The following is a 23,076-nucleotide window of genomic DNA, read 5'->3' as shown; positions in this document are numbered from 1 at the left end:
ATTTGTAGGAAAATGGCTCTTAAACTTAAATTTTAAATTTAAAAGCCATTTGTTTTTAGCTCTCTTTTAAAAGCTTGCTCGCAAGCATATCTGCTTTTGCTTTGTCGGTATCTTTTTTGACGGATTTATAAATTTTAGAGATGTAGTTTTCTAAAACTTCGTGGCAAGAGATCACTTTTTCGCCCTCGCGTCTAGCTACTTTTGCGTATTCGCCGCTGCTTTGTAGCTCAAATGCTAGGTCGTTATCGCTTAGCTGAAGCTCTAAAATTTCAAGTAGTCTCTCTTGAAGTCTTGGCTCAAAAATAGGTGTCATGAGCTCCAAGCGGCGCTCCAAATTTCGTGGCATCCAGTCAGCACTTGAGATGTAAATTTTTGGATCGGCGTGTTTAAAATATAAAATTCTAGCATGCTCTAAGTATTTGCCGATGATCGAGCGAACTCTTATGTTTTCGCTTTTGCCTTTTACACCTGGCCTTAGTCCGCATACACCGCGAACGATGAGATCGATCTTTACGCCTGCGTTTGAGGCGCGGCTAAGCTCGTTTATCACGTCTTCGTCTATTAGTGCGTTCATCTTAGCGATGATCCTGCCCTCACTGCCCTTGCTGGCCTCCACTCTTATCTTTTCGATGATGCGCTCTTTTATCTGAAAGGGCGACATGCTAAGGGCGTTTAGACGGCGGTTTTTGTTATATCCTGATAGGATGTGAAAAAATGAGGTCGTATCTTGGCTAAATTCCTCTTTGCTCGTAAATAGGCTCACGTCAGTGTAAATTTTTGCCGAGCTACCATTGTAGTTGCCAGTGCCAAAGTGCATGTAAAATTTGAGTTTATCGCCGATCTGGCGGATCACTTGGCTAACTTTCGCATGGACTTTAAAGCCTGTGATGCCATATATCACGTGTGCGCCAGCATCTTCAAGCGCCTTTGCCCAGTGCAAGTTATTTTCTTCGTCAAACCTTGCTTTTAGCTCGACCATTACAGTTACTTGTTTGCCGTCGCTTGCAGCGTCTATTAGGCTTTGAATGATCGGCGAGTTTTTATCGACTCTGTAAAGCGTCATGCGTATAGAGATCACCTTTGGATCTTTGCTCGCTTCTCTTATAAAGCTAACGACTGGATCAAAGCTCTCAAATGGATGAACTAGTAGCACGTCCTCTTTGTCTATGGCATCAAAAATCGAGACGCCGTTGCCAAATGGAGGCAGGGTTTTTGGGGCGTAGGGTGGGTTTGCTAGGTGGCTAAAATTTTTACTCCCAGCTATCTCCCAAAGAGAGCTAAGTGTGAGCGGGATGCTTGAAAAGTAGATATCTTTGTGAAAAATTTTCATGTGAAAATTTAAAAACTCTAAGATATCAGCGTCAGCGTCTTTGTCTATCTGCATACGCACAAAAGCCCCTTTTCTACGAAGCTTTAGCCCTTGCTCAAGTATCATCATAAAATCATCCGCCTCTTCTTCTTCGATGACGATATCAGCGTTTCTTGTCACTCTAAAGGCAGCTGAGCTAATGAGCTTATATCCTGGGAAAATTTCTTCTGCGTGGCGGTGAACGATAGTCTCTATTGGCACGAAGACGTTACTGCTTGGCTGGGTAAATCTTGGCAAAACTCTTGAAATTCTTATCATGCCGTATTTTAAAATTTCAGGATGCTCGATGTCAGCAAGCTTAACGGCAAGCGAGAAGCTAAGATTATTTAGGTGCGGAAATGGATGGGTCGCATCAACAGCGATAGGCACGATAACTGGCAGGATGTTTGAGAAAAAGTATTCGTCGCATTTTTGCTTTAAGCTATCATCAAGCTCGTCGTAGTTTTTGATAAAAAGACCCTCTTTACTAAGCGCATCTACAGTGCTTTTGTAGTGGCTTTCAACTAAAATTTGCTCATCTTGAAGATATTTTCTGATCTCTCTTAGCTGATCAAGTGGGCTCATGCCGTCGCTGCTACTTGTAGTCACGCCAGCTGCAAAAAGCTGTTTTAGACCAGCCACCCTTATCATATAAAATTCATCAAGATTTGTCATATAAATGGCTATAAATTTTAACTTTTCAAGTAAAGGTATATCCTTTTCACACTGAGCGAGCACCCTTGAGTTAAAGCGTAGCCAGCTTAATTCGCGGTTGATAAAAAGAGTTTCGTTTTCGCTCATCATTTTCTCCTTATGATTTTTGATTATTTTATGATATGTGCGGTTATAAAGTTCTTATTTTGTTAAAAATTTAGTTACAATAGTGCAAATTTTAAACGTAAAGGTTTTTTATGTCGGATTACATTATATTAGTTGGCATTTTTGTTGTGGCGGTTGTTGTCTTTGCGCTTATCAAAAAGGTCTCTTTTTAGCCTTTAAATTTCTCCCACCACAAGTAAGCAAAGATGAGCCCAAAGCCCTTGACCTTGCTCTCGTCAAAGGCAAATTTCATCATATCTTCTCGTTTTATAAAAACTAGCTCGATATCTTCGCCGTCAATGCCGCCACCTGCATTTACCTTCATGCTCTCATCGATCTTTGCGTAAAACATTGTTTGCATGTTGCCACCAAAGCCAAAAGCGCCATACGTCATCGTGATGCGCTCCATCTCTTTTAGCTCGTATCCGACCTCTTCGACTGCCTCTTCTCTAGCGGTTTGCTCCTCGCTTAGCCCCTTATCCATAAGCCCTGCGCAAAGCTCATAAGTAAAGCCTTGCTCGTTTGTTTTGATGCCTTCTTTTTCTTGCGAGTACCAGACAGCTGGGCGAAACTGCTTGACAAACAAAAATGCATCTTTTTGCTCGTGATATAAAAATATACTAACGCTATTCATCACCTTGACGCAGTCCCAGTCCCTTTGCAGGCCATTTTGTTTAAATTTCATCTTAAATGGCTTTAGATATTTTGACTCACCAAGAGGTAAAATTTCTAAATTTGTTATAGTAGTATCCATTTTGCAAGTCCTAAAAAGCTAAAAAATCCTATCGCATCAGTAAATGTAGTAAGAATGACCGCCGAGCCAACAGCAGGATCGATGTTAAAGCGCCTTAGCGTCAAAGGTATGATCGTGCCAAAAAAGCCAGCGAAGAATAAATTTGTAACCATACTAAGGCTAATGACTACGCCAAGCATGCCTTTGTCAAACCAAACAGCGGCGATTACGCCCATGATAGCGCCAAAGATGAGGCCATTTACGAGTGAGATCGTCACCTCACGCTTTAAAACGCTCTTTGCATCTTTAAATTCTATCTCGCCAAGTGCCAAACGACGAACCGTAACAGCAAGTGCTTGCGTGCCAGTGTTACCACCCATTGAAGCAACTATTGGCATAAGCACGGCAAGTGCGACGTAAGCTGCGATCGTCTCGTCAAAAAGTCCGATGATAGATGAGCTAAAAAGGGCTGTTAGCAAATTTATACCAAGCCAAACCGCACGGCCACGACCCGCTTTAAATAGCGTATCATCCTCTTCTGACTCGTCATCAACGCCGGCTAGGTTATAAATTTGCTCTGTTGCGCTCTCTTGAATGTAGTCGTGGATATCATCATATGTGATACGACCTAGCAAAATTCCAGTGCTACTTGTAACTGCGATAACGTTTAGATCGTATTCTTGAAACATATCAGCGACATCTTGCATGAGATCCATATCGTTTGCCATGTGAGGCTTGTAGTGGTCGATCTGGGTTGATTCGATATTTTGTTTTAGCGTCTTTGTGAAGTCAAAGAGGATGAGATCTTCAAGCGGGATGGCGTATTGCAAGACGCTATTTTTATCGATGATGAAAAGCTGTGAGACGTTTTCTAGTTTGCCTTCTTGCTTCTCTTGTCTTAGTCTTGCAACTGCGCTGCCAAGCTTCTCTTCAAGATGAGCTGAAAATAGCTCTGTTTGCATGTGCGCACCAGCTCTATCCTCATCGTAGCTTCTAAGTCTTAAAATTTCATTTTGATTTTCTTTATCTAGCTCGTTAAAAAGCTCTCTAGCTTTGTCCTCATCGATATCTTCGATGTATTGGAGTAGGTCGGTCGCATCGTCACTCTCTAGCTCTTCGAGCGCTTCTACGATCTTTTCAGCTGGGAGCGTATCGATCACATCTTTTAGCATGTGATCAGGTAATTCTATCGCCACGTCACCCAAAATTTCAGGATCTAGCTTTTCAAGATACTTGGCAAAAAGCTCCTCGTCATGCTTTTTAAGTGTTTTTAGGTGCTGGGCAAGCTCGTATGCAGAGAGCTCGCCGTCTTCTAAATTTTCATCTAAATGCTGATCTATCAGCTCTTTTGCTTCTTCTAGTTCTTGGCTCAAGTTTTACCTTTAAAAGTCTATTACGTTAGGGAAAAATTCCACCTTGTGATACTCTTTGTCGTTGCTTAGAGCTTGTTTTATCAGCTCATCATTTCTATTTATGACTGCTTTAAATTTAGCCGACTCTTTTTTGTCTTCTATATTTTTTACGACCTTGATAGCGCTTTCTGGATTGATCGGTTTGCCACCTAGATAGAGGCCAAAGTGTAGGTGAGGACCAGTGCTCATGCCGCTTGTGCCAACATATGCTATTAGCGTGCCTTGTTTTACTTTAAGACCGCTTCTTATACCCTTTGCAAAGCCGTTTAGGTGGGCATAAAGTGTCTCATAGCCGCCAGCGTGAGAGATGATGACGGTTCTGCCATAGCCGCTCTTTTGTCCGACAAATTTGACCGTGCCATCGCCTGCAGCCTTGATCGGTGTGCCTTTTGGAGCACCATAATCAACCCCAAGGTGCGCTCTATATCTTTGAAGGATCGGATGCCATCTTTTTAGGGTGAAATTTGATGTGATCCTTGCGTTTGCAAGAGGGCGAACGAGCAAAAATTTGTCATTTTTCTTGCCGTTTTTATCATAAAATTTATCTTCAAATTTATACATCACGTAGCGTTTGTTTTTAGTCTCTATCATCGCTGCGTAAATTTCAGGTGTGCCAAAAGAACGTCCCATGCGTAGTTTTTGGTTATAAACAATAGCGATCGTATCGCCTTTGTTTATCTTTTTAAAATCGATCCCGCTGCCGCTAAAAACCTCTTTAAAACCAAGTGCTAGCGTGCCAGAGCCGGTGTAGTCAAAGATATCTTCAGAGACTGATTTATCGACTTTTAGGGCTAAAACTTTATCTTCGCTTTGGTATAAGATCGGGATAAACTCAAGCTGAAATTTACCCTTGTCGTCTCTATAAATATGTATCTGAAGCTCGTCACTAACGGGGATGAGAGCTTGTTTAACCTCGCCGTTATCGTCTTTGTAAATTTGATATTTTGTGCCAGCGATGATCTCTTCTGTTAGCTCTTGATCTTCGCTTGCTAGGTTGTAGTAAAGTGAAAGTGGAATTTTATTTGTTTCAAGGAAATTTAAAAAGCTGCTGCCATTTGGCCAACTAAGCTCATCAACAGTTGGTTTTATGGCATATAAATTTATACATAATATTGCAAAAATCACAAATATACGAGGCATCGATATCCTTTTAAAAAGCTGGGGGGGATTTTAACTAAAACTTGCTTTAATTTTGCAAAAGATAAAGCATTTTAGGCTATAATCGCTCTAAAAATTTAAACTTAGGAGATATTTTTGAAACGTATAATCGTGATTTTATCGCTGTTTTTTGGCTTTGCTTTTGGGGCTGATTTTTCTTTAAACGAGTATAGAACTCCTCTTATTAGCGTCGAGAGTGACGGCACAGCAACGATAGTTGATAGTCCTGAAATTTTGATCGGATCAAGCGGCGTCGTGCTTCATAAATTTGACGTAGATAGCTCTATCATCGCAAGAGTGAGCGTTGTCTCTAAAAATGCTGGCTTTGCGAAGGTTAGATTTGAGGTGTTTGACCTGCTCGAACAAAAGGCTCTTCCACTCCCTGGCATCGCACCTGCAAGTGGCGATATAGTTGTGCTAAACTACCTTTATAACCGCTCGCTAATCGTCGTGCCAAATAAAGAAATTTATGAAGAGGTTTTAGGCGCATTTCCTAATATGATATTTATCCACCCAGACCTTGTTGGAGCATACTTGAGCTACGAATACAAGCCAAATCCAAGCAGAGACGACTTTAGAAAAATGTGCGCTCAAAGTGCAGCTGGTCTTATCTTTGTCGCGATGGATGGAAGAAGCGTTTTTGCTGATTGCCAAAGCTTTAAAGTGCTAAAAGAGTTTAAAACTGGCGAGGTTGAGTATTATCAACTACCATTTTATACAAGAGTTAGCGACATAGACACTGTATTTTGGAAGCTAAATAGCGAGCACATCAACAACTACGACGCTCACTACGAAAAACTTTTTGAAGAAGATAACTGATAAATGAGCCGTTTGTCCTTAAGCAAGAGCGATTTAAAGAGTGGTTTAAATTTGCTAGCTGCTCTTAAGGACAAAGAGCTCTTTCACTACGCAGCAAGCCTTAGTTTTCACACGATCTTATCGATCATTCCGATACTTCTTATATCGTTTTCTATCTTTACAAAACTGCCTAGCTTTGAGGATTATTACGCCAAAATTCAAGACTTTGTCTTCTCAGCTCTTTTGCCAAGCAATCAAGAGATCATCTCAAACTACTTGCAAAATTTCCTCCAAAATAGCGGAAATTTAGGCATAGTTGGCTTTGTGGCGATGATATTTACTTCGGCTATGTTTTTTAGCGATTATGAATACGTAGTCTTAAAAGTGACAAGAGCTAGCAAGGCTAGGGGATTTTGGTCGGCACTTAGCTCGTACTGGACGCTCATCACGCTTGCACCACTAGGACTTGCTGGCAGTTTTTACCTCTCAAACCTTGTGCAAGAGATGCTAAACTCGACTAAATTTACAAGCTGGATAAATTTCTTAAGCATCGTGCCATATCTCATCATTTGGGTGATATTTTGCGTCACCTATCTCATCTCAGTAAATGACGAGATAAAATTTAAAAGCGCGTTTTTTAGCTCGTTTGCCGCCTCACTTGTTTGGTATCTTGGCAAGTCAGCCTTTGTCTATTACGTCCTTTACAACAAGACCTATTTAAGCGTCTATGGCTCATTTTCAGCCGTGCTTTTCTTCTTTGTCTGGATCTATATCTCGTGGATCATCTTTTTATATGGTCTTAAGTTTTGCGCCTATCTCTCAAACAGCTCTAAATTTAAAGGATAAATTTATTGCCAGCTGGCTTTTTAAATTTACCAGCTAGTAGGATATGTAATATTTTACATAAAATTTTATGTATCTAGCGTTTAAACTCGCAAATTTCTATCTTGATATCAAGCTCTTTGCTAAATTTACTAACAGCCTTTTCAAGCTCGTCTTTGTCAAAGCAGATAAGATCAACATAAGAGTGCTTAGTGCCAGTCGCTGCACCCATGCCTTCGCAAAAAGTGCTAGTTTCAAGCTCATCTTCTATCTTAGTTTTGCTATCAATGCCAAACTGCACGTCGCCGCCGTGATACAATACTAAAAAGCAGAAATTTATACCAAGCTCGTAGGCTTCGTTATAGATATCGCTTTTGCCGTCATAGTATTCATTTAGCAGTGAGATTAGGCTTGTATATCCCATAAAAACATCATCTCTTAGCGCGTCTGAGCGAGGTTCGAGCTCGTAAAAGCTAAATTGCTTTAGTGGCTCGCTTGATGCTTCTTTGCCAAATTTATCATCTATAAGATCAGCAAAGTCGGTAAGCGCAACGCCTTTTTCTCTTGGCTCATCTACGATCTCAAAGTCTCCAAGCGTATTTATCATCGCCGTCTCGCCAACAACGTTGTCGCAAAGTATGAAAGCTAGCGTGTAGGCCTTGTTTTCATCTTCACTTTTTAGCTTGCTTAAAGTTTCGTTGTATAGGCACATATCCACGCTTTTTTCTTCAAAATTTGCATAGACCATGACCTCGTTCGCATCAACACTCACGCCATACATCTGTATAGTGGCTACTTCGCGTGGTGCACGTTGCTTGCCAAGCGTGCAAGTAAGCTTTGCCTCATACTCTTTTGGCATGCGTGATTTGATAAATTTAAGCCAAAAAAGCCTATATTTCATCCCTTCTGGAGTGAGTACTAGATCGATCTTGCCATCAACAAGACCTATCATAAAAGTTGGATCGACTAAACATAAATTTAGTGCCTCCTCAGTCATTTTACTTGCAGTTTCGTAATTTTTATCCTCTAAATTACGCTTGATGACGTCTAAATTTTTACCAAGTTCGCTCCAAAATTTATCAACCCTGCTAGCAAAGCTTGAGTTTTTATGATGTGAAAACTCCATATTCTTTCCCCCTTTCAAAAGACTCTACATTTCTTTGCGTATAAATTTTCATCGATGGAAATTCTAACGCACTTAGTTTATCAAAACCAACTTCATTAAAAACGCAGCCTGTGTCGATATCTGCGCTATTTTTATAAAATTTTATCTCTCTTACTGGCGTGTGACCATAGACGTTAAATATGCCACTAACTTGCATCTCGTCGCCTCTGCCTGAGAGCAGGTGTTTTTTAAACTCTTCGCTAGCATATTTGTCATTTCTTAGCTCCCACATATTGCCAACGGCTGAGTGAGAGACGACTAGATGCTCGCCATTTTGGGTTTTATAATCTTTAAATTCCAGATAAACTGGCCTGCTTTCTAAAAAATCCACATGCCTTTGTTTAAACTCCACGCTTTGCCCAAGATATGATCTATACGTCGCTTCTCCGCCGTTTCCAAAGAACCAGCTCCTGTCAAATGGCACTTTGTTGTTTAGAAATTCAAATTTATTGCTAAGTAACCTTCGCTCGTGATTTCCCATTACCATTTTATAGTCATTTTGCATGATAAGCTCGACCACGTCGCAGCTAAAAAGCCCACGATCTATCACGTCGCCAACAAAGCAAATTTGAGATTTTTCTTTGTTTGGAAACTGCTTGATAAGCTCTAAAAGCGTGTTAAAACAGCCGTGAACGTCGCCGATAATGTAAATTTGCTCGCTCAAATTTTCTCCTTTGCACCAAATTTTAGTCTATTAAACTTAAAAATAAAGATTGTTATTTGCTGATAAATTTAGAAAGAAAAATTATTTATGAAATTTAAAGCAGTAGGGGGCAAAACCCCCTAAAATCATTATGCGTAAAAGCCGCTAACCTTGCCGGTTAGATCTATCATGATGTTTTTCATCTGAGTGTAGTGCTCAAGGATGATCTTGTGTGTCTCGCGGCCTATACCTGAGTTTTTATATCCGCCAAATGGGCTGCCTGCTGGGATTTGGTTGTAAGTGTTGATCCAGACCCTGCCAGTCTCCATAGACCTTGCAACGTGAAGTGCTTTTGTGATATCTTGCGTGAAAATTCCACCACCAAGGCCGTATTCGCTGTCATTTACCATTTTGATAAGCTCGGCTTCATCTTTAAATTTGATGACAACGCCAACTGGTCCAAAGATTTCTTCTTGAGCCACTCTCATATCATTTGTCACATCAACTAGCAGCGTTGGCTCGACAAATGCACCCTTGTCGCAACCATTTGCAGTGTAGGCTTTGCCGCCAACTGCTACTTTTGCACCTTCTTTTTTGCCGATCTCGACGTAGTTTAAAATTTGCTCAGCTTGTTTTTTATTGATCTGAGAGCCCATTTGAGTGTTAGGATCGAGCGGATCGCCAACTTTTATAGTGCTAAATTTTTTAACCGCAGCCTCTATAAATTTCTCATAAAAGCTCTCTTCTACGAAAATTCTCGATCCCGCGCAGCAAACTTGACCTTGGTTAAATAAAATTCCAAGCTGAAGGCCGTCAAGCGCCTTGTCTAAATTTGCATCGCTAAAGAAGATGTTTGCGCTCTTGCCGCCAAGCTCAAGTGTGGCTGGGATGATACGGCGAGCTGCAGCTATGGCGATATCACGGCCGATCTCGGTTGAGCCAGTAAATGCTAGCTTGTCAAGGCCTGGGTGGTTTTTGATCCACTCGCCGCTTTTGCTGCCTCTGCCGGTTACTATATTTATCAAACCTGTTGGCAAAATTTTATCTATCAGCCTAAATAGCTCAAGCACGCTTAGGCTTGTCTCGCTTGAAGGTTTAAACACGCTCGCATCGCCCGCTGCGATCACTGGAGCTAGCTTCCAAGCTGCCATTAAAAATGGAAAATTCCAAGGCACGATCTGACCTACGACGCCTAGTGGCTCGCGTAAAACGATAGAGAGTTGTTTCTCGTCAAGAACGTTTGCACTGCCCTCTTCGCCCATAATGACACCTGCAAAGTACCTAAAGTGCTCGGCCGCAAAAGGGATATCAACATTTAGCGTTTCGCGGATCGGCTTGCCGTTGTCCATGCTCTCGACTCTGGCTAAGTGCTCCTTGTTTTCGTCGATAATGTCAGCGATCTTATTTAGCAGCTTTGCACGCTCGCTAATTGTGGTGTGTTTAAATTTCTTAAAAGCTTCACGTGCAGCACGTACAGCGTCATTTACATCATCTTCGGTCGCATCTGCGATCTTTGCAAGGTGCTCGCCGTTTGCTGGATTTTTAGCATCAAGTGTAGCGCCGTCTTTTGCGTCACGCCACTCACCATTTATGAAAAGCCCGTATTTTTCAAGTAGTTTCATACTTTTCTCCTTGATTAAGATTTTGTAAAAGGATTATAATATTAATAAAATTTATCAAAAATAAATTTTGGACATAAATTATCTTTTTTAATAATTTTTATTGTTTAGAGTAGGGTGGTGTTTTAAATTTAGCTCCGCCAAGAGAGTGAAAATGTAGTCTCGCCATCAAGATCTCTTGTGCATTTTACCTCTATATCATTTTTCTTGCAGCACTCTTTTACTAAATTTAGCCCTATGCCAAAGCCACCTTGATCGTCGTTAAATCTCGTGTAGCGATCAAAAATTTTCATCTGCTGCTCTTTACTGATGCCACGCCCAGTGTTGCTTATGCTAAAGAAATTTGGCTCTAAAATGATGCGGACTTTTGAATTTGGCGCTGCATATTTCGAGGCGTTGCTTAAGAGGTTGTCTAAAATTTTGCTCATATCCTCAAGGTCTGCGTTTATAAAGCTAGGCTTTAAACTAGCCTCTATCTTAAGCCTGCGTTTTGCAAAAAATGGCGAGAAGTAGCTCAGTCTTTGCGAGGTTAGCAAATTTAGATCTATTAGCTCTTTTTTGCTTGGCCTATCAAGGTTGAAGCTTAGATGAACAAGTGCGTCGTAGATGCTGCCTAGGCTCTTTGCGGCAAGGCTGATATTGTTAAAACGCTTTAAATTTCGCTCATTTAGGTTTTCAAGATCGGCCGTTTCTATGCTCATCGAGATGACGCTTAGGGGTGTATTTATCTCGTGCGTTGAGTCTTTTATGAAGCGGTTTAGCGTATCTATCTTTTCATAAAGCGGTCTTAGGCTTAGTTTTGCTAGATAAAAGGCGACAAAGAGCAGGGCAAAGAGGAAAAATGCAGCTTTTAGTGTGGTCGAAATTTGCAAGGATAAAATTTCGCCGTTGATATTTTTGCCAACTAGAAAGATGTCTGCGCGTGCGAGCTCGTCTGTGGCGTTGTCCTCCATATACTGGATCTTTTCAAAGATCGCTACCTTGCCGTCTATCAAATTTACATTTTTGCCTTTGTTGATATTTTTGCACTCAAAATCTTTATAAATTTTCTCACCATTCTCCAGCACGATACAAGCATGTACGCCCTTTTCGTTTGTGAGGCTTGAGACCGAGTCTAGGCCATTCATCCTGGCTTTCATATATATGCCCATCTTGATCTCTTTTAGGCTTTTTACCTCGTTTAAGATGAGTGCTTCTTTTTTATTTTGGTAGTCGTGTATAAAAAAATAGCTCAAAAATAGCACAGAGCTAACAAGATAGAGGGATAAAATTTTAAATAAAATTTGCGTCTTTTCAGACATAGATGTAGCCGTCTCCACGCTTGTTTAAAATGGCATCTTTGCCTAAAATTTGGCGTAAATTTTTGATATATACACGAAGGCTAAGCTCGCTTGGCTCCTCGTCAAATTTCCAAATTTTATTAAAAATTTCATCTTTGGTTAAAATTTTGCCCTTGTTTTGCAAAAATAGGGCGAGCAGGTCGCTCTCTTTGCTCGAGATATTTACATTTTCGCCGTTTTTACTTAGAGTTTTGCTCTGTGGGTGAAAGCAAAGATCATCTAAAATTTTGATATCTTCGCCGTTTTGGTGTGAGAAATTTCTTTTTATGAGAGCTTGCATGCGGATAAGTAGCTCTTTTAGCTCAAATGGCTTTTTTAGATAGTCATCGCAGCCGCTTTTGTAGCCTTTTTCAAGGTCGTCTATGGTGTTTAGCGAGGTGGTAAATATGCTAGGTGTTGTGACGCCAAGCTCACGTAGCGATGAAAGTAGGGAGAAGCCGTCGCCTTGCGGGAGTTTGACGTCTAGTATAAGTAGGTCAAAATTTCGCTCGTATGCAAGATCTAGTGCGTCTTTGGCATTGTTTGTAGTGGTGACATCGTAACCATTTTCGCCCAGATACTCGCTTATTAGATCAAGTAATGTTTCATCATCTTCAACAAGCAAAATTCTGACCATTAAGCACCTTTACATGCCTTTTTTCATTTCGTCTTTCATGCCCATGTCGTCTTTTTTCATACCCATGTCGTCTTTTTTCATTTCGTCTTTCATGCCCATGTCTTCTTTTTTAGCTTCGTGTTTTTTGACAGGATGTTTTTTAGACATATCATCTTTCATCATCTGCTCTTTCTTCATCATCTCATCTTTGCCCATCTTGTCCTTTTGCATCATTTCAGTAGCATTTGCAAGACCGCCAAACATAAACATAGCACCAAGTGCAACTAAGATTAACTTTTTCATAAAGTCTCCTTTAAATTAAATTATGTTGCAATTGTAGTCACTTAGTGTGAAATAAGTGTGAATTTACGCAAATACAAAATAGATAACTGGAAGCGTGATAAATGAAAAAAGCACGCCAATAGCAACTGATGAGATGGCTAGTGAGCTATCAAGTCCAGCTTTTATGACCATCGCGCTTGCAAGGGCTGATGTCGGCATCGCACATTGAAAGAGACCAACGACCCAAGTTTTGCTCATCTGGATACCTGAGACTTTTAATATGATGAAAAATACGATAGCTGGCAAGATCATCTTACACAAAAGCACGACACTAACGCCTTTATATGAGCTTGTGATGCTACTAAAGTTAAGACCAACGCCGATCGCAAAAAGTGCGACTGGAGTGACGCTGCCTTCAAACATCCTAAGTGGCGCAAAGATAAAATCTGGAAGTGGGACTTCTTTTAAGATAAGACCCATAATGAGCGCGATAAATGGTGGAAATTTTAAAATTTTCATTGTATTTTGAAATAGCGAAACCTTCTCAGGTGCGGCAAAAGATAGGATGAGCGGCCCAAGGATCGAAAGCGGGATACCAGTGGCTATTTGATCGTAAAAGATGACCTCATTTACCATCGCATCGCCAAAGAAGCCCTGAATGACAGGCATACCGACAAATAGGGTGTTACCAAAAAGGCTTAGCATGACCATACTGACGGTTGTTATTTTGGTAAATTTAAAAACCTTACCTATGACAAATGCCAAAGCAGCGCTAATGGCGGTTGAAGCAAAGCCGATTAGGATCGTGTTTATAAGCGAAGCATCGACATTTACGTGGTAAATTTTGTCAAAGATTAGCGCAGGCATTGCAAAACAAAGGACAAAATCCACAAAGGGGATCGAGTGCTTTTGCTCAACAATGCCGACTTTTTTAGCAAAAAAACCAGTTGCGATTATGAAAAATATTGCAAAAAGTGGTGTGAAATTCATAGCAGTCTCTTTTAAGTTTGGAATTTACAAAAAATTGATTATATGCCCCAAAAGATTAAATTACAATAAACTTTTTTGGATTTTACCCTCAAATTTAAACCCTAGTATCAACCTTTTTGTAAAATTTGTCTCTTTCATCTATCTTTTCTTTATTTTTTAGATCGTTTTCAAGATAGCTGATATTATAAATTTCTCTTGCAGATATGCTTTTGCCACTATTTAGGCTGATTAAAAATTTGCTCTCAAATTTATTTGATAGGTTGATGATAGCGATCGCTCCAGCATCTTTTAGGCTTGTGATCTTGCCATTTTGCATGACGCCGATATCATTGAAATTTAGGCTATTTAGCTGCGCATTGTCCATCTTTTTTGCCTCTAAATTTACGCTAGTTTTTAGCTCGCTTGGCGTATTTAGCTTGCCAGTGTCATTGTAGAGCTCATTTACGTCTAGTTCTCTGCCACTATCAAATTTTAGTCTTATCGTGCCATCTTGATTTAGCTTCATAGCTATGACACTATCGCTATCTCGTAGTGCAGTGGCAGCTGTGGCTTCATTTGATGCAAAAGCCTTTTTTACCTTTTTTAAATTTGAGATACTAAAATCAAGCCCAGTTGCTTGCTTAAATTCATTTTCCATTGCGATCATCTTAGCTGATTTTGTATCTTTGAGCTTTGATATGTAAGCGTCCGCATTTTCGTCAAATTTCTTTAAATTAGCGCTAAGATTTTCTATCGTCTTATTGTGCGCATCAAGCTCAGTGTTGTAGTCATTATAAAATTTCATAAAACTATCTTTTTGAAATTTTGTGTATGAGAAATTTTCATCTTTTTTGTGATCTTTGCTTGGCTCAACAATAGGATTAAACTCGCTTAGTCTTGCGCTCTCATCAAAGCCTATTTTTGTGTAAGCGAAATTTTTAAAAGAGCTATCCTTGCCAAAGATATTATTGTGCCTTAGATCGACCCAGCCGTCATTTTGAGCATATTTTTTGAAGAAATTATTTATATCATTTTTGCCTATCTTTTCATATCTATTTTCAGCAGCAAACAAGGTGTTTGGATCTGAGGCGTAGTAGGAGTGCCTGTGATCGATCTCTTTTGTATCTACGTAAAGATTGGGACTATTTGTGATTATTGCTTTATGGTTTAGCTCTTCTCTTGCTATTTGGTTGTGGTTTATGACATTTGTGCTGATAAACTGCCTAAGATCAACTCTAGCCGTGACGTCACTTAAATTTGCTATTTTTTCATTTCCGTCTTTGTCGTATCCTCTTACTTTTAGCTTGTCAAAGAGCATATCTTTTTGATCTAGTGTGCCGTCATTATTGCTATCAAAGCTAAAAAGTGCGCTGTTGTTTTCTAGCTTTCCAACGCCTAGCTCATCGTTATCGCCGTAAATATCTAAAAAGACTTCCACTTCGCCATAATTTGTCTTTAGTGTGTTTGAATAGGCGTAGTCGTTTAAGTTTTTAAATTTTGTATTTTCTAAGTAGCCACTTTTTAAGACAGGTAGCATGGCGGCATCATCTGTGGCATTTATATTTTTAAAGTAGGCGTTTTTGCTAAAGCCATTAGAAAGTTCGTCTGAGTAAATTTTATTGTTGCTGTTTATTAAATTTTGCGAGTAATCTTTTAAAATTTCTTTTGCTTTTTGTGTTGCTAGACGTTTGTTGTATTCTTTGATATCAGCCTCAGTTATGTAGATGGTATCTGTTTTATTTGCTTCATAAAGCTCGTTAAACTGCCTTAAATTTACTTTTGAGCTATTTTGATTGCCATGATTTGAAAATCTTTTAGAGAGATTTTGCAAATTATCTAAATTTATAAAATCATACTTTTGCGGTGCAACATTCATCTAAAATCCTTTTAAAGAAGTTGCACTCAATATCGGCTAAATTTATAAATTATTTAAATCAACTGATCTTACCTCTATAAAAGAGGCAAATTTATTTATAGATATAGCATCGTCCCAAGGCGGATCATGTTTGAGCCACATTTTATCGCTAGCTCGAAGTCGCTACTCATGCCCATCGAGCAGATAGTTGCGCCTTTTGGTTTTAGGCTCTCATAAATTTTATATGTTAGCTCAAAGCTCTTTTGCACCTCTTTTGGCTCATCCACATGCGCTCCGATGCTCATCACGCCTTTTAAATTTATATTTTTGCACTCGCTTTGGATGCGCTCATAAATTTCAGCCGCATTTGCGACGCTCACACCTTGCTTTGTATCTTCATCGGCCGAGTTTATCTGAAGTAGGGTGTCTAGCTTATAGCTGAGCCTTTTATCGACCTCTAGGGCTCTTTCGAAGCTATCGCAGCTTTGCCAAAGCACTGGTTTTAGGCTTATCATTTGATTGATTTTGTTATTTTGCAAACGCCCTATCATATGCCATTTGATGTCAGTGAAATTTTGCAGCTCTAGCTCTTTTTTGGCTAGCTCCTGGACTCTATTTTCGCCAAAATTTCTTTGCCCTTGTGCGTAAAGCTCCCTTACTTCAGTGCATGTCACGTTTTTGCTAACGGCTATTAGCGTCACATCTTTGCTTAAATTTTCTATCTTTTCGAGTAGATCTTTTAAAACTATCATCATAAACCTCCGCTTAATCTCATAATGTCATTAAAGGTAGCGAGCACCATTATGCCAAGCAGCAGCGCCCAGCCACAGTAGGTAAGCGTAACAAGCACTCGCTCATTTATCTCGCGTCTAAAAATTAGTTCATAAATGTTAAATAAAATGTGCCCGCCATCAAGCGCTGGGATCGGAAAGAGGTTTAGCACGCCTAAATTTACAGAGATGAGCGCCACGATGGTTAGAAGCACGCTAAGGCTGATCTTAGCGGCCTTTGAAGTGACATCGGCGATCTGCACGATGCCTCCGACCTCTTTTAGTGGCACAGCTCCAACAACTAGCTTTTCAAAGCTTTTAAAGATGAGCTTTGAAGCCTCAACTGTCTCGCCAAAGGCAAATTTTAGGCTCTCTAAACCTGTGTGATAAATTTTTACCACTTCGCCATTAGGCTGGATGCCGATCAGTGGGCGCTGCACCTTTTCATTAAATAAATTTATCGTTTCACCTATCTTTGGTGTTAAATTTATAGTTATTGACGAGCCGTTGCGGTCTATCAAAATGGCGCTAGGTTCAAGCTTTACGTTCTTACTGATCTCGTCCCACTCGTTTATTTTTACGTCATTTATAGCTAAAATTTTATCGTTTATTGCTATGCCAGCGCTCGCAGCTGCCGAGCCTTCAGCTATGTGTCCGACACTTGGCGCAAGCCTCTCAACACCGATAAATCCAAGCAAAATGTATATGAAAAATGCCAAGATAAAGTTAAAAAACGGCCCTGCAAAGAGGATGTAGATGCGCTTTATGGGACTTAGCACGTTGTAGCTATCAGCGTCGTAGTTTTTTGCCTTTGGATCGGTGTCGTCTTGCCCTTTTAGCTGCACGTATCCGCCAAGCGGGATAGCGCTTAGGCAGTAGTCGGTGCCGCCAACATTTTTGGTGTAAATTTTCTCGCCAAAGCCGATGCTAAAGGTATTTACTTTGACGCCGAGCATTCTTGCTGCTAAAAAGTGGCCAAGCTCGTGAAAAAATATGAGAAAACTAATGGCTAAAACGGTCACTAAAAAATAAAACGAATACGTATAAAGCCCAAGGCAAAGCAGAGCTAGCGTGAAGAAAATGCCTTTCAAAACTTACCTTTAAATTTGATTTTACCGCTCGAGTTTATTGCTGAGCAAAACGGCGATAAATTTCGTGCTCGGGTTTGCGTCAAGCGCGATCTTTAGGCTCATGGTAAGCGGTACTGCTAAAAACATACCGCCGATGCCGAACAAAAATCCCCAAAAAAGTAGGCTCAAAAGCACCACAAGCGTGCTTATACCAAGGCCTTTGCCTAGAAATTTCGGCTCGATAAAGTTGCCGATGACGATATTTACGGCTAGATATAGCGCCGCAGTCCAAGCACAAGAGGCTGCGTCGTTTAGCAAAAGCGCCATCAAAAGCGCAGGGACGGCCGCGATAATAGAGCCGATCGTCGGGATAAAATTTAGCACGAAAGCTAAAATACCCCAAAGCGGCGCGTAGGGCACGCCGATGAAATTTAGCCCGATAAATATAAAAACGCCCGTCGCAAACGACGCTGCGGACTTGATCGCGAGATAGCGCTTGAGATTTGATATAAACGTATCTACGATCTGGTTCGTTTGCGGATTTTTGCTCGCAAAATACTCGACTTTTTGAGAAAATACCTGCACTTCAAAAAGCATAAAAGTAACGAGCAAAAAGACGAAAAAGCTCTTTGAAACGAGCTCGGTGCCGCTCCTTAAAAATCCGCCCAGCACGGCAAAAATTTTATTTATATCAAAGTCTGCGGGCGCGGCGATGCTCTCGGGATCGATTAGGCCGCGGCTCGCTAGCATCTGGTGGTAATGATCGGCGTGGGCTTTAAATTTGCTCTGAAGCTCGGGCATGTAGCTAACTAGCCCGTTTATCGTCTTTATCACGGTGTTTGCGATAAATCCCAGCGACAAAAACACCACCGCCGTAACTAGCGCGAAGGCTAAAACGCGCGGAAATTTGAGCTTTTCGAGCGCATTTATCTCAGGCGTCGCCACGATAGCGATAAAAACCGCCATCAAAAACGGTAGCACGACGACGCTAGCAGTCTTTAGTCCCGCCGCGACCACGACGAAGCTAGCTAGATAGATTATAGCGTTTCCGGTTCTCAAATTTAACTCTTTTTCATTGCTTTTACGTAGGTAAAAATGTACTCAAACCCAGAATAAAGCGTAAGCGCAACAGCTATCCATAGCAAAAGCTCGCCACCAGGCCAGCTCATCAGTAAAAATCCAACCGCAAACATCTGCGAAACGGTTTTGACCTTGCCAGCCATCGAAGCTGCGACTTCGACGCCGTCACTTGCCATTACGACACGAAAGCCAGTTATAAAAAACTCTCTTACCAAGATAAGATAAACAGCCCAAGCACTCGCTCTACCAAGCATCATAAGGCCTAAAAATGCAGCTAAGATCAGCATCTTATCAGCTAGTGGGTCAAGGATCGCTCCAAGTTTGGTCTTTTGATCCCAGCACCTTGCGATGTAGCCGTCAAAAAAGTCAGTCACCGAGGCGATCACAAAAATAAGAGCTGCGAAGTAGTTTATCCAGCTTATATGAATTTGCACAAAAATTTCTGGCGCATTTACGAGCATAAAAAACATAAGCGGAGCTAGCAGTATCCTAAAAAATGCCAACGCATTTGGTAAATTTAAACTCACAAATATGCCTTTATGCCTAGAAATTTCACTCTCATTTAAAAGTCGTGCCACCATCTATTATAAATGTATGTCCAGTCACCCAGCTAGCCTTAGATGAGCATAAAAATAGACATGCTCCAGCTAGATCAGCAGGCTGTCCCATGCGGTTTAGCGGGCTAAGCTTTGCCGTCATATCGCGCACCTCTTCGTAGTTTGTAAAGGCTCTTAGCGCGTCTGTCTCGATAGGGCCGCCGCTTACGACATTTACGCGGATATTTTTCTCGCCAAGCTCGGTCGCAGCGTATCTTGCCATCGCTTCAACGGCTGCTTTTGCTGTGCCGTGGCCTGCGTAGTTTTCTATATAGACTAAATTTCCAGTTGAGCTTAGGCTAATGATACTGCCGCCGCCCACTTTTTCCATGCGTTTTGCAGCTTCTTGTGCGCCTACAACAAAGGCATTTACGGTTGCTGTGAAGATATTATTTATACCTCTTGGTTTTAGCTTCATAAATTTAGTGTATCCACCAGCCACCGCACGGCCTGAGATGATAGCGTTTGAGATGAAAAAATCAACCCTGTCAAAGTCCTCATCTATCTTTAAAAATAGCTCTTTATATGTTTCTGGCTCAAGGATATTTAGCGCGTAGGCTCTGGCTTTTATCTTGAAATTTGTCTCAAGCTCTTTTGCCTGCTCCTTTGCAAGCTCTTCGTTTGAGTTATAGGTAAATACTATATTGACGCCAGCTTTTGCAAATTCTTCCACTATGGCTCTGCCGATGCCTCTAGTGCCGCCGCTGATGACTAGCGTTTTACCTTTAAATTCGTTTAGAGTGTCCTTCATTAAAATCCCTTTATTTCGTAATTTTTAATAACTTCTTCGATCTTTTTAAAATTTTCTTTGCTCGGTTTGCAAAGTGGCAAGCGGTACTCCAAAGAGTCGATGAGCCCAGCTAGATACATCGCCGCTTTGATCGGTATCGGGTTGCTTTCGCAAAAGAGCGTTTTGTTTATCGTATAGAGGTTGTCATTTATCAGTTTTGCTTTTTTATATTCTTCGTTCATTGCAAGGTGCGTGAGCTGTGAAATTTGATCTGGCAAGAGGTTTGCAGTGACCGAGATGACGCCCTTTCCGCCGTATGATAGGATAGGGTAGTTTATCGCATCTTCGCCGCTGATGACCACTAGATCAGGCTCGTGAGCTAGCAGATCGACACATCTATCGATGCTGCCTGTTGCCTCTTTGATGCCAAAAATATTTTTACAATCTTTAAAAAGTCTAAAAACGGTCGCTGGCAAGATATCTACGCCAACTCTGCCTGGGACGTTGTAAAGAAGCACTGGAATTTCTATGCTATTTGCGATAGCCTTGTAGTGCTCGTAAAGCCCTTCTTGTGTTGGTTTGTTGTAGTAAGGAGCGACTGATAGGATGCCGTGGGCGCCGTGAGCTTGGGCAAATTTAGCGATATCGATGGCCTCGTGAGTGGCGTTGCTGCCAGCACCAGCGAGCACCTTGACATTTGTGCCTTTACATGCATCTACTGCGATCTCGATGCAAATTCTATGCTCATCATGCGTTAGAGTTGCGCTCTCACCAGTTGTTCCCACTGGCACAACGACGTCTATGCCGTTTTTTATCTGTCTTTTTATCAGTTTTTCAAAACTGACTTCGTCTATTTTTTGGTTTTTAAATGGCGTAACTAGTGCTGTCATCGCACCTTGAAGCGAATTTTTCACGTCTATTCCTTTTTTAAGATTATTGTCGTGCTAGTTTTTTCGTTGAAATATCTATTTGCTATCTCTTTTAAAAGCTTGGCATCTATCTTATCTATATTTTTTTCAAGCTCGTAAAGTGGCTTTATATCGCCTCTAGCAAGGTATGAGCCGTATAAATTTGCCACCTTGCTCGCGCTCTCAAATGAGTAGATAAAGTCAGTTTTTATCAAATTTTTAACTCTTAAAACGTCCTCTTTGTCGATTGGCTTTTTCTTTAGATCATCTATGATCTTTAAAATTTCAGTCTCAACCGCGCTAGCCTCGACGTCTGGGTTGCAAACTGCTAAAAATATAAATAAATTTTCATCAACGCAGCTCATATTGTAAGCGTAAATTTGATTTACAAGCATTAGCTCATCGACAAGGCGCTGTTGTAAGATAGAGCTTTTGCCAGTAGCTAGGTATTCGCTTATCGCATTTAGCCCCACTTGATCAGCATGCCTAAAGTCTGGGATCTTATAAGCGATCGCTAGCATTTGCGTTTGGCTATCTTTGTAGATGATAGCCCTTCTTGCGCCGTCTTGCTCAGGCTCTTTGCAATGTAGTTTTGGTATGGCTCTTTTATTTTTTATGCCGCTAAAGTTTTTCTTAGCTAGCTTAAATGCCTCGTCCTTGCCGATGTCGCCGCTTATCATCAAAATGGCGTTTTTTGGCTGATAATATGTAGCGTGAAATTCTTTTATATCAGCGATCTTCCAGTTTTCGATATCTTTTATGAAGCCTATTGGTGTCCAGTGGTATGGGTGGTAGATAAATGCATGGTTGTAGAGCCTAAAGTAGAGATATCCCATAGGGTTGTTGTCTGTTCGCCACCTGCGCTCTTCGTGTACCACCTCGCGCTCTGGCTGAAATTCTTTATCTTTTAGGCTTAAATTTTTCATAAGCTCGGCAAAAAGACCAAGCGTTTTGTCTAAATTTTCATTTGAGGCTTTTATGAAGTAGTGAGTGTAGTCAAAGCCCGTGCTTGCGTTATTTACGCCGCCAAAGCCCTTTACGATCTCATCAAACTCCCCAGCGCGTAAATTTTTGGTTGATTTGAAATTTAGATGCTCTAGCATGTGAGCGATGCCACTTTTGCCCATCACTTCGTTTCTGGAGCCAACTTTATAAAAGACATCGACACTTATCACTTTTGAGCCAGGATTTACTGGCACGTGATAAATTTCAAGTCCATTTTCTAGTTTAAATTTATTAAATTTTATCAATCTCTTGCCCTCTATTTTTTAACATTTGCGCCGACTGCTTCGCTGATAGAGGCAAAGCCATCTCTTTTTAAAAGCTCTAAAATTTCTAAATTTATATCTTTTGCGATCATCGGCCCTTTAAAGATAAAGCTTGTAAAAATTTGCACTAAACTTGCTCCCATTTTTATGCGCTCATAGGCCTCTGTACCGCTATCTATGCCGCCACACGCGATAAGCGTCGTCTTGCCATAAAGCTCATCAGCCACGGCTTTAAAGATATCTTTTGACTTTTTGGCGATCACCTTGCCACTTAGCCCGCCAAAATCCTTTAAATTTGACGAGTGAGAGAGCGAATAATCAACGCTTGTATTTGAAACAAGCACGCCGCTAGCGCCGTTTTCTACCGCGCAGCTACAAAGTTTGATCGCATCTTTGTGGCTCATATCAGGAGCTATCTTAAAGATGATCGGCTTTTTAGTAAGTGGCAAAATGACGCTAAAAAGCTCTTTTATAAAGCTCTCATCTTGAAGTGCTCTTAAATTTGGCGTGTTTGGCGATGAGACATTTATGACAAATGTGTCGCAAATTTCACTAAATTCTTTTACTAAAATTTCATAGTCTTTTATCGCATCTTCGTTTGGTGTAACCTTGTTTTTACCGATGTTTGCCCAGATTGGTATGGTAAAAGGATAGATCTTTTTTACTCTATTTTTGATAGCCTCGCAGCCTTCGTTGTTAAAGCCCATCGCATTTTGAATGCTCTCTTCGTCTATGAGCCTAAAAAGCCTTGGTTTTGCGTTGCCAGGTTGTGGTTTTGGTGTAAATGTGCCAAATTCTAAATGTCCAAACCCAAGAGCTGTGAGCGCTTCAAACATCGTGGCGTTTTTATCAAAGCCGCCAGCTATGCCAACTGGGTTGTGATAGGTGCTTGAGAATAAATTTTGTTTTAGCGCGTTGTCATCGACCACGCATTTGTGTGCCAAAAAGCTTAGCGAGCCAGGGAAAATTTTATTTGCCCCAACCATCGCTACTTCAGCGATCTTGTGGGCGGTTTCAGGATCAAATTTGAAAAATATAGATTTTAAAGTATTGTAGTTTAAGCTCATTTTAACCTCTTTAAAATGCCTAAAATTTC

The 23,076-nt window shown here is 40.8% G+C and carries 22 protein-coding genes; 2 read left to right on the top strand and 20 right to left on the bottom strand.

All coding sequences use genetic code 11. From position 1 onward, the window contains the following. Window positions 1-55: 55 nt before the first annotated feature. The 4 genes from CYO90_RS04585 to CYO90_RS04570 all read right to left on the bottom strand — a co-directional run bounded on the left by CYO90_RS04585 (window position 56) and on the right by CYO90_RS04570 (window position 5,452). Entirely contained in the window at window positions 56-2,173 is a 2,118-nt protein-coding gene (locus CYO90_RS04585; RefSeq protein WP_258030655.1) for an RNA degradosome polyphosphate kinase, read from the bottom strand. A gap of 163 nt (window positions 2,174-2,336) precedes the next feature. Further along, entirely contained in the window at window positions 2,337-2,921 is a 585-nt protein-coding gene (locus tag CYO90_RS04580; RefSeq protein ID WP_103578625.1) for an NUDIX domain-containing protein, read from the bottom strand. Next, window positions 2,906-4,273 carry a magnesium transporter gene (gene mgtE, locus CYO90_RS04575; protein ID WP_103578624.1) on the bottom strand — a complete coding sequence of 456 codons (1,368 nt, stop codon included), beginning with the start codon at window positions 4,271-4,273 and terminating at the stop codon, window positions 2,906-2,908. The genes CYO90_RS04580 and mgtE overlap by 16 nt, the downstream gene beginning before the upstream one ends. A gap of 9 nt (window positions 4,274-4,282) precedes the next feature. Next, entirely contained in the window at window positions 4,283-5,452 is a 1,170-nt protein-coding gene (locus CYO90_RS04570) for a peptidoglycan DD-metalloendopeptidase family protein (RefSeq protein WP_021085605.1), read from the bottom strand. 114 nt (window positions 5,453-5,566) lie between these two features. On the opposite strand from CYO90_RS04570, the gene CYO90_RS04565 reads away from it, so the two are divergent. Then, entirely contained in the window at window positions 5,567-6,289 is a 723-nt protein-coding gene (locus tag CYO90_RS04565) for a plasminogen-binding N-terminal domain-containing protein (RefSeq protein WP_103567490.1), read from the top strand. 3 nt (window positions 6,290-6,292) lie between these two features. Then, window positions 6,293-7,114, top strand: coding sequence for a YihY family inner membrane protein (locus CYO90_RS04560; protein ID WP_103578623.1), 822 nt, complete (start codon window positions 6,293-6,295; stop codon window positions 7,112-7,114). Window positions 7,115-7,187: 73 nt separating this feature from the next. On the opposite strand, the gene CYO90_RS04555 is transcribed toward CYO90_RS04560, so the two are convergent. The 16 genes from CYO90_RS04555 to CYO90_RS04480 form a co-directional block, all read right to left on the bottom strand. Further along, window positions 7,188-8,216 (bottom strand): hypothetical protein, encoded by a 1,029-nt coding sequence (locus CYO90_RS04555; protein ID WP_103578622.1) that lies wholly within the window; start codon window positions 8,214-8,216, stop codon window positions 7,188-7,190. After that, window positions 8,197-8,919, bottom strand: a complete 723-nt coding sequence (locus tag CYO90_RS04550) for a metallophosphoesterase (protein ID WP_103578621.1) — start codon at window positions 8,917-8,919, stop codon at window positions 8,197-8,199. Before CYO90_RS04550 ends, CYO90_RS04555 begins: the two co-directional genes overlap by 20 nt. 128 nt (window positions 8,920-9,047) lie before the next feature. Next, complete coding sequence (locus tag CYO90_RS04545) at window positions 9,048-10,520, bottom strand: aldehyde dehydrogenase family protein (RefSeq protein ID WP_103578620.1); 1,473 nt, start codon at window positions 10,518-10,520, stop codon at window positions 9,048-9,050. A gap of 128 nt (window positions 10,521-10,648) precedes the next feature. Then, window positions 10,649-11,818, bottom strand: coding sequence for a sensor histidine kinase (locus CYO90_RS04540; RefSeq protein ID WP_103578619.1), 1,170 nt, complete (start codon window positions 11,816-11,818; stop codon window positions 10,649-10,651). Further along, window positions 11,811-12,473: a response regulator transcription factor gene (locus tag CYO90_RS04535; RefSeq protein WP_002940533.1), complete on the bottom strand. Its 663-nt coding sequence runs from the start codon at window positions 12,471-12,473 to the stop codon at window positions 11,811-11,813. Before CYO90_RS04535 ends, CYO90_RS04540 begins: the two co-directional genes overlap by 8 nt. A gap of 9 nt (window positions 12,474-12,482) precedes the next feature. After that, window positions 12,483-12,755, bottom strand: coding sequence for a pyruvate kinase (locus CYO90_RS04530; RefSeq protein WP_103578618.1), 273 nt, complete (start codon window positions 12,753-12,755; stop codon window positions 12,483-12,485). A 63-nt stretch (window positions 12,756-12,818) separates the two neighbouring features. Then, window positions 12,819-13,724 carry an AEC family transporter gene (locus tag CYO90_RS04525; RefSeq protein ID WP_009293909.1) on the bottom strand — a complete coding sequence of 302 codons (906 nt, stop codon included), beginning with the start codon at window positions 13,722-13,724 and terminating at the stop codon, window positions 12,819-12,821. A 94-nt stretch (window positions 13,725-13,818) separates the two neighbouring features. Next, window positions 13,819-15,579: a response regulator gene (locus CYO90_RS04520; protein ID WP_103578617.1), complete on the bottom strand. Its 1,761-nt coding sequence runs from the start codon at window positions 15,577-15,579 to the stop codon at window positions 13,819-13,821. Between the two features lie 95 nt (window positions 15,580-15,674). Beyond that, window positions 15,675-16,313, bottom strand: coding sequence for a YggS family pyridoxal phosphate-dependent enzyme (locus CYO90_RS04515; protein ID WP_181000210.1), 639 nt, complete (start codon window positions 16,311-16,313; stop codon window positions 15,675-15,677). Beyond that, window positions 16,310-17,419, bottom strand: coding sequence for an RIP metalloprotease RseP (gene rseP / locus CYO90_RS04510; RefSeq protein ID WP_103578616.1), 1,110 nt, complete (start codon window positions 17,417-17,419; stop codon window positions 16,310-16,312). The genes CYO90_RS04515 and rseP overlap by 4 nt, the downstream gene beginning before the upstream one ends. Window positions 17,420-17,440: 21 nt before the next feature. Next, a complete protein-coding gene (locus tag CYO90_RS04505) occupies window positions 17,441-18,436 on the bottom strand; it encodes an AI-2E family transporter (RefSeq protein WP_429827815.1) in 996 nt (331 codons plus the stop codon). 23 nt (window positions 18,437-18,459) lie between these two features. Beyond that, window positions 18,460-19,059: a CDP-diacylglycerol--glycerol-3-phosphate 3-phosphatidyltransferase gene (gene pgsA / locus CYO90_RS04500; RefSeq protein WP_258030653.1), complete on the bottom strand. Its 600-nt coding sequence runs from the start codon at window positions 19,057-19,059 to the stop codon at window positions 18,460-18,462. Further along, window positions 19,037-19,825, bottom strand: a complete 789-nt coding sequence (locus CYO90_RS04495; RefSeq protein ID WP_103578614.1) for an enoyl-ACP reductase — start codon at window positions 19,823-19,825, stop codon at window positions 19,037-19,039. The genes pgsA and CYO90_RS04495 overlap by 23 nt, the downstream gene beginning before the upstream one ends. Next, the gene (dapA, locus tag CYO90_RS04490; RefSeq protein WP_429827814.1) at window positions 19,825-20,694 is read right to left on the bottom strand and encodes a 4-hydroxy-tetrahydrodipicolinate synthase; all 870 of its coding nucleotides are present in this window, start codon (window positions 20,692-20,694) and stop codon (window positions 19,825-19,827) included. The genes CYO90_RS04495 and dapA overlap by 1 nt, the downstream gene beginning before the upstream one ends. A gap of 26 nt (window positions 20,695-20,720) precedes the next feature. Beyond that, window positions 20,721-21,962 carry a M16 family metallopeptidase gene (locus CYO90_RS04485; RefSeq protein WP_103578613.1) on the bottom strand — a complete coding sequence of 414 codons (1,242 nt, stop codon included), beginning with the start codon at window positions 21,960-21,962 and terminating at the stop codon, window positions 20,721-20,723. Between the two features lie 11 nt (window positions 21,963-21,973). Continuing rightward, a complete protein-coding gene (locus CYO90_RS04480) occupies window positions 21,974-23,047 on the bottom strand; it encodes a quinone-dependent dihydroorotate dehydrogenase (protein ID WP_103578612.1) in 1,074 nt (357 codons plus the stop codon). Between the last annotated feature and the right edge of the window lie 29 nt (window positions 23,048-23,076).

This window comes from Campylobacter concisus, assembly GCF_002913745.1.
GTDB classification, from domain to species: domain Bacteria; phylum Campylobacterota; class Campylobacteria; order Campylobacterales; family Campylobacteraceae; genus Campylobacter_A; species Campylobacter_A concisus_R.
Note: the sequence above shows the minus strand (reverse complement) of the source record. Positions and strands in the feature narration are given on the sequence as shown.

Coding starts and splice junctions, on each gene's coding strand:
- CYO90_RS04580 (WP_103578625.1), bottom strand. CDS start 2,921: ATGGATACTACTATAACAAATTTAGAAATTTTACCTCTTGGTGAGTCA.
- CYO90_RS04570 (WP_021085605.1), bottom strand. CDS start 5,452: ATGCCTCGTATATTTGTGATTTTTGCAATATTATGTATAAATTTATAT.
- CYO90_RS04560 (WP_103578623.1), top strand. CDS start 6,293: ATGAGCCGTTTGTCCTTAAGCAAGAGCGATTTAAAGAGTGGTTTAAAT.
- CYO90_RS04555 (WP_103578622.1), bottom strand. CDS start 8,216: ATGGAGTTTTCACATCATAAAAACTCAAGCTTTGCTAGCAGGGTTGAT.
- CYO90_RS04545 (WP_103578620.1), bottom strand. CDS start 10,520: ATGAAACTACTTGAAAAATACGGGCTTTTCATAAATGGTGAGTGGCGT.
- CYO90_RS04540 (WP_103578619.1), bottom strand. CDS start 11,818: ATGTCTGAAAAGACGCAAATTTTATTTAAAATTTTATCCCTCTATCTT.
- CYO90_RS04535 (WP_002940533.1), bottom strand. CDS start 12,473: ATGGTCAGAATTTTGCTTGTTGAAGATGATGAAACATTACTTGATCTA.
- CYO90_RS04530 (WP_103578618.1), bottom strand. CDS start 12,755: ATGAAAAAGTTAATCTTAGTTGCACTTGGTGCTATGTTTATGTTTGGC.
- CYO90_RS04525 (WP_009293909.1), bottom strand. CDS start 13,724: ATGAATTTCACACCACTTTTTGCAATATTTTTCATAATCGCAACTGGT.
- CYO90_RS04520 (WP_103578617.1), bottom strand. CDS start 15,579: ATGAATGTTGCACCGCAAAAGTATGATTTTATAAATTTAGATAATTTG.
- CYO90_RS04515 (WP_181000210.1), bottom strand. CDS start 16,313: ATGATGATAGTTTTAAAAGATCTACTCGAAAAGATAGAAAATTTAAGC.
- pgsA (WP_258030653.1), bottom strand. CDS start 19,059: ATGGTGGCACGACTTTTAAATGAGAGTGAAATTTCTAGGCATAAAGGC.
- CYO90_RS04495 (WP_103578614.1), bottom strand. CDS start 19,825: ATGAAGGACACTCTAAACGAATTTAAAGGTAAAACGCTAGTCATCAGC.
- dapA (WP_429827814.1), bottom strand. CDS start 20,694: ATGACAGCACTAGTTACGCCATTTAAAAACCAAAAAATAGACGAAGTC.
- CYO90_RS04480 (WP_103578612.1), bottom strand. CDS start 23,047: ATGAGCTTAAACTACAATACTTTAAAATCTATATTTTTCAAATTTGAT.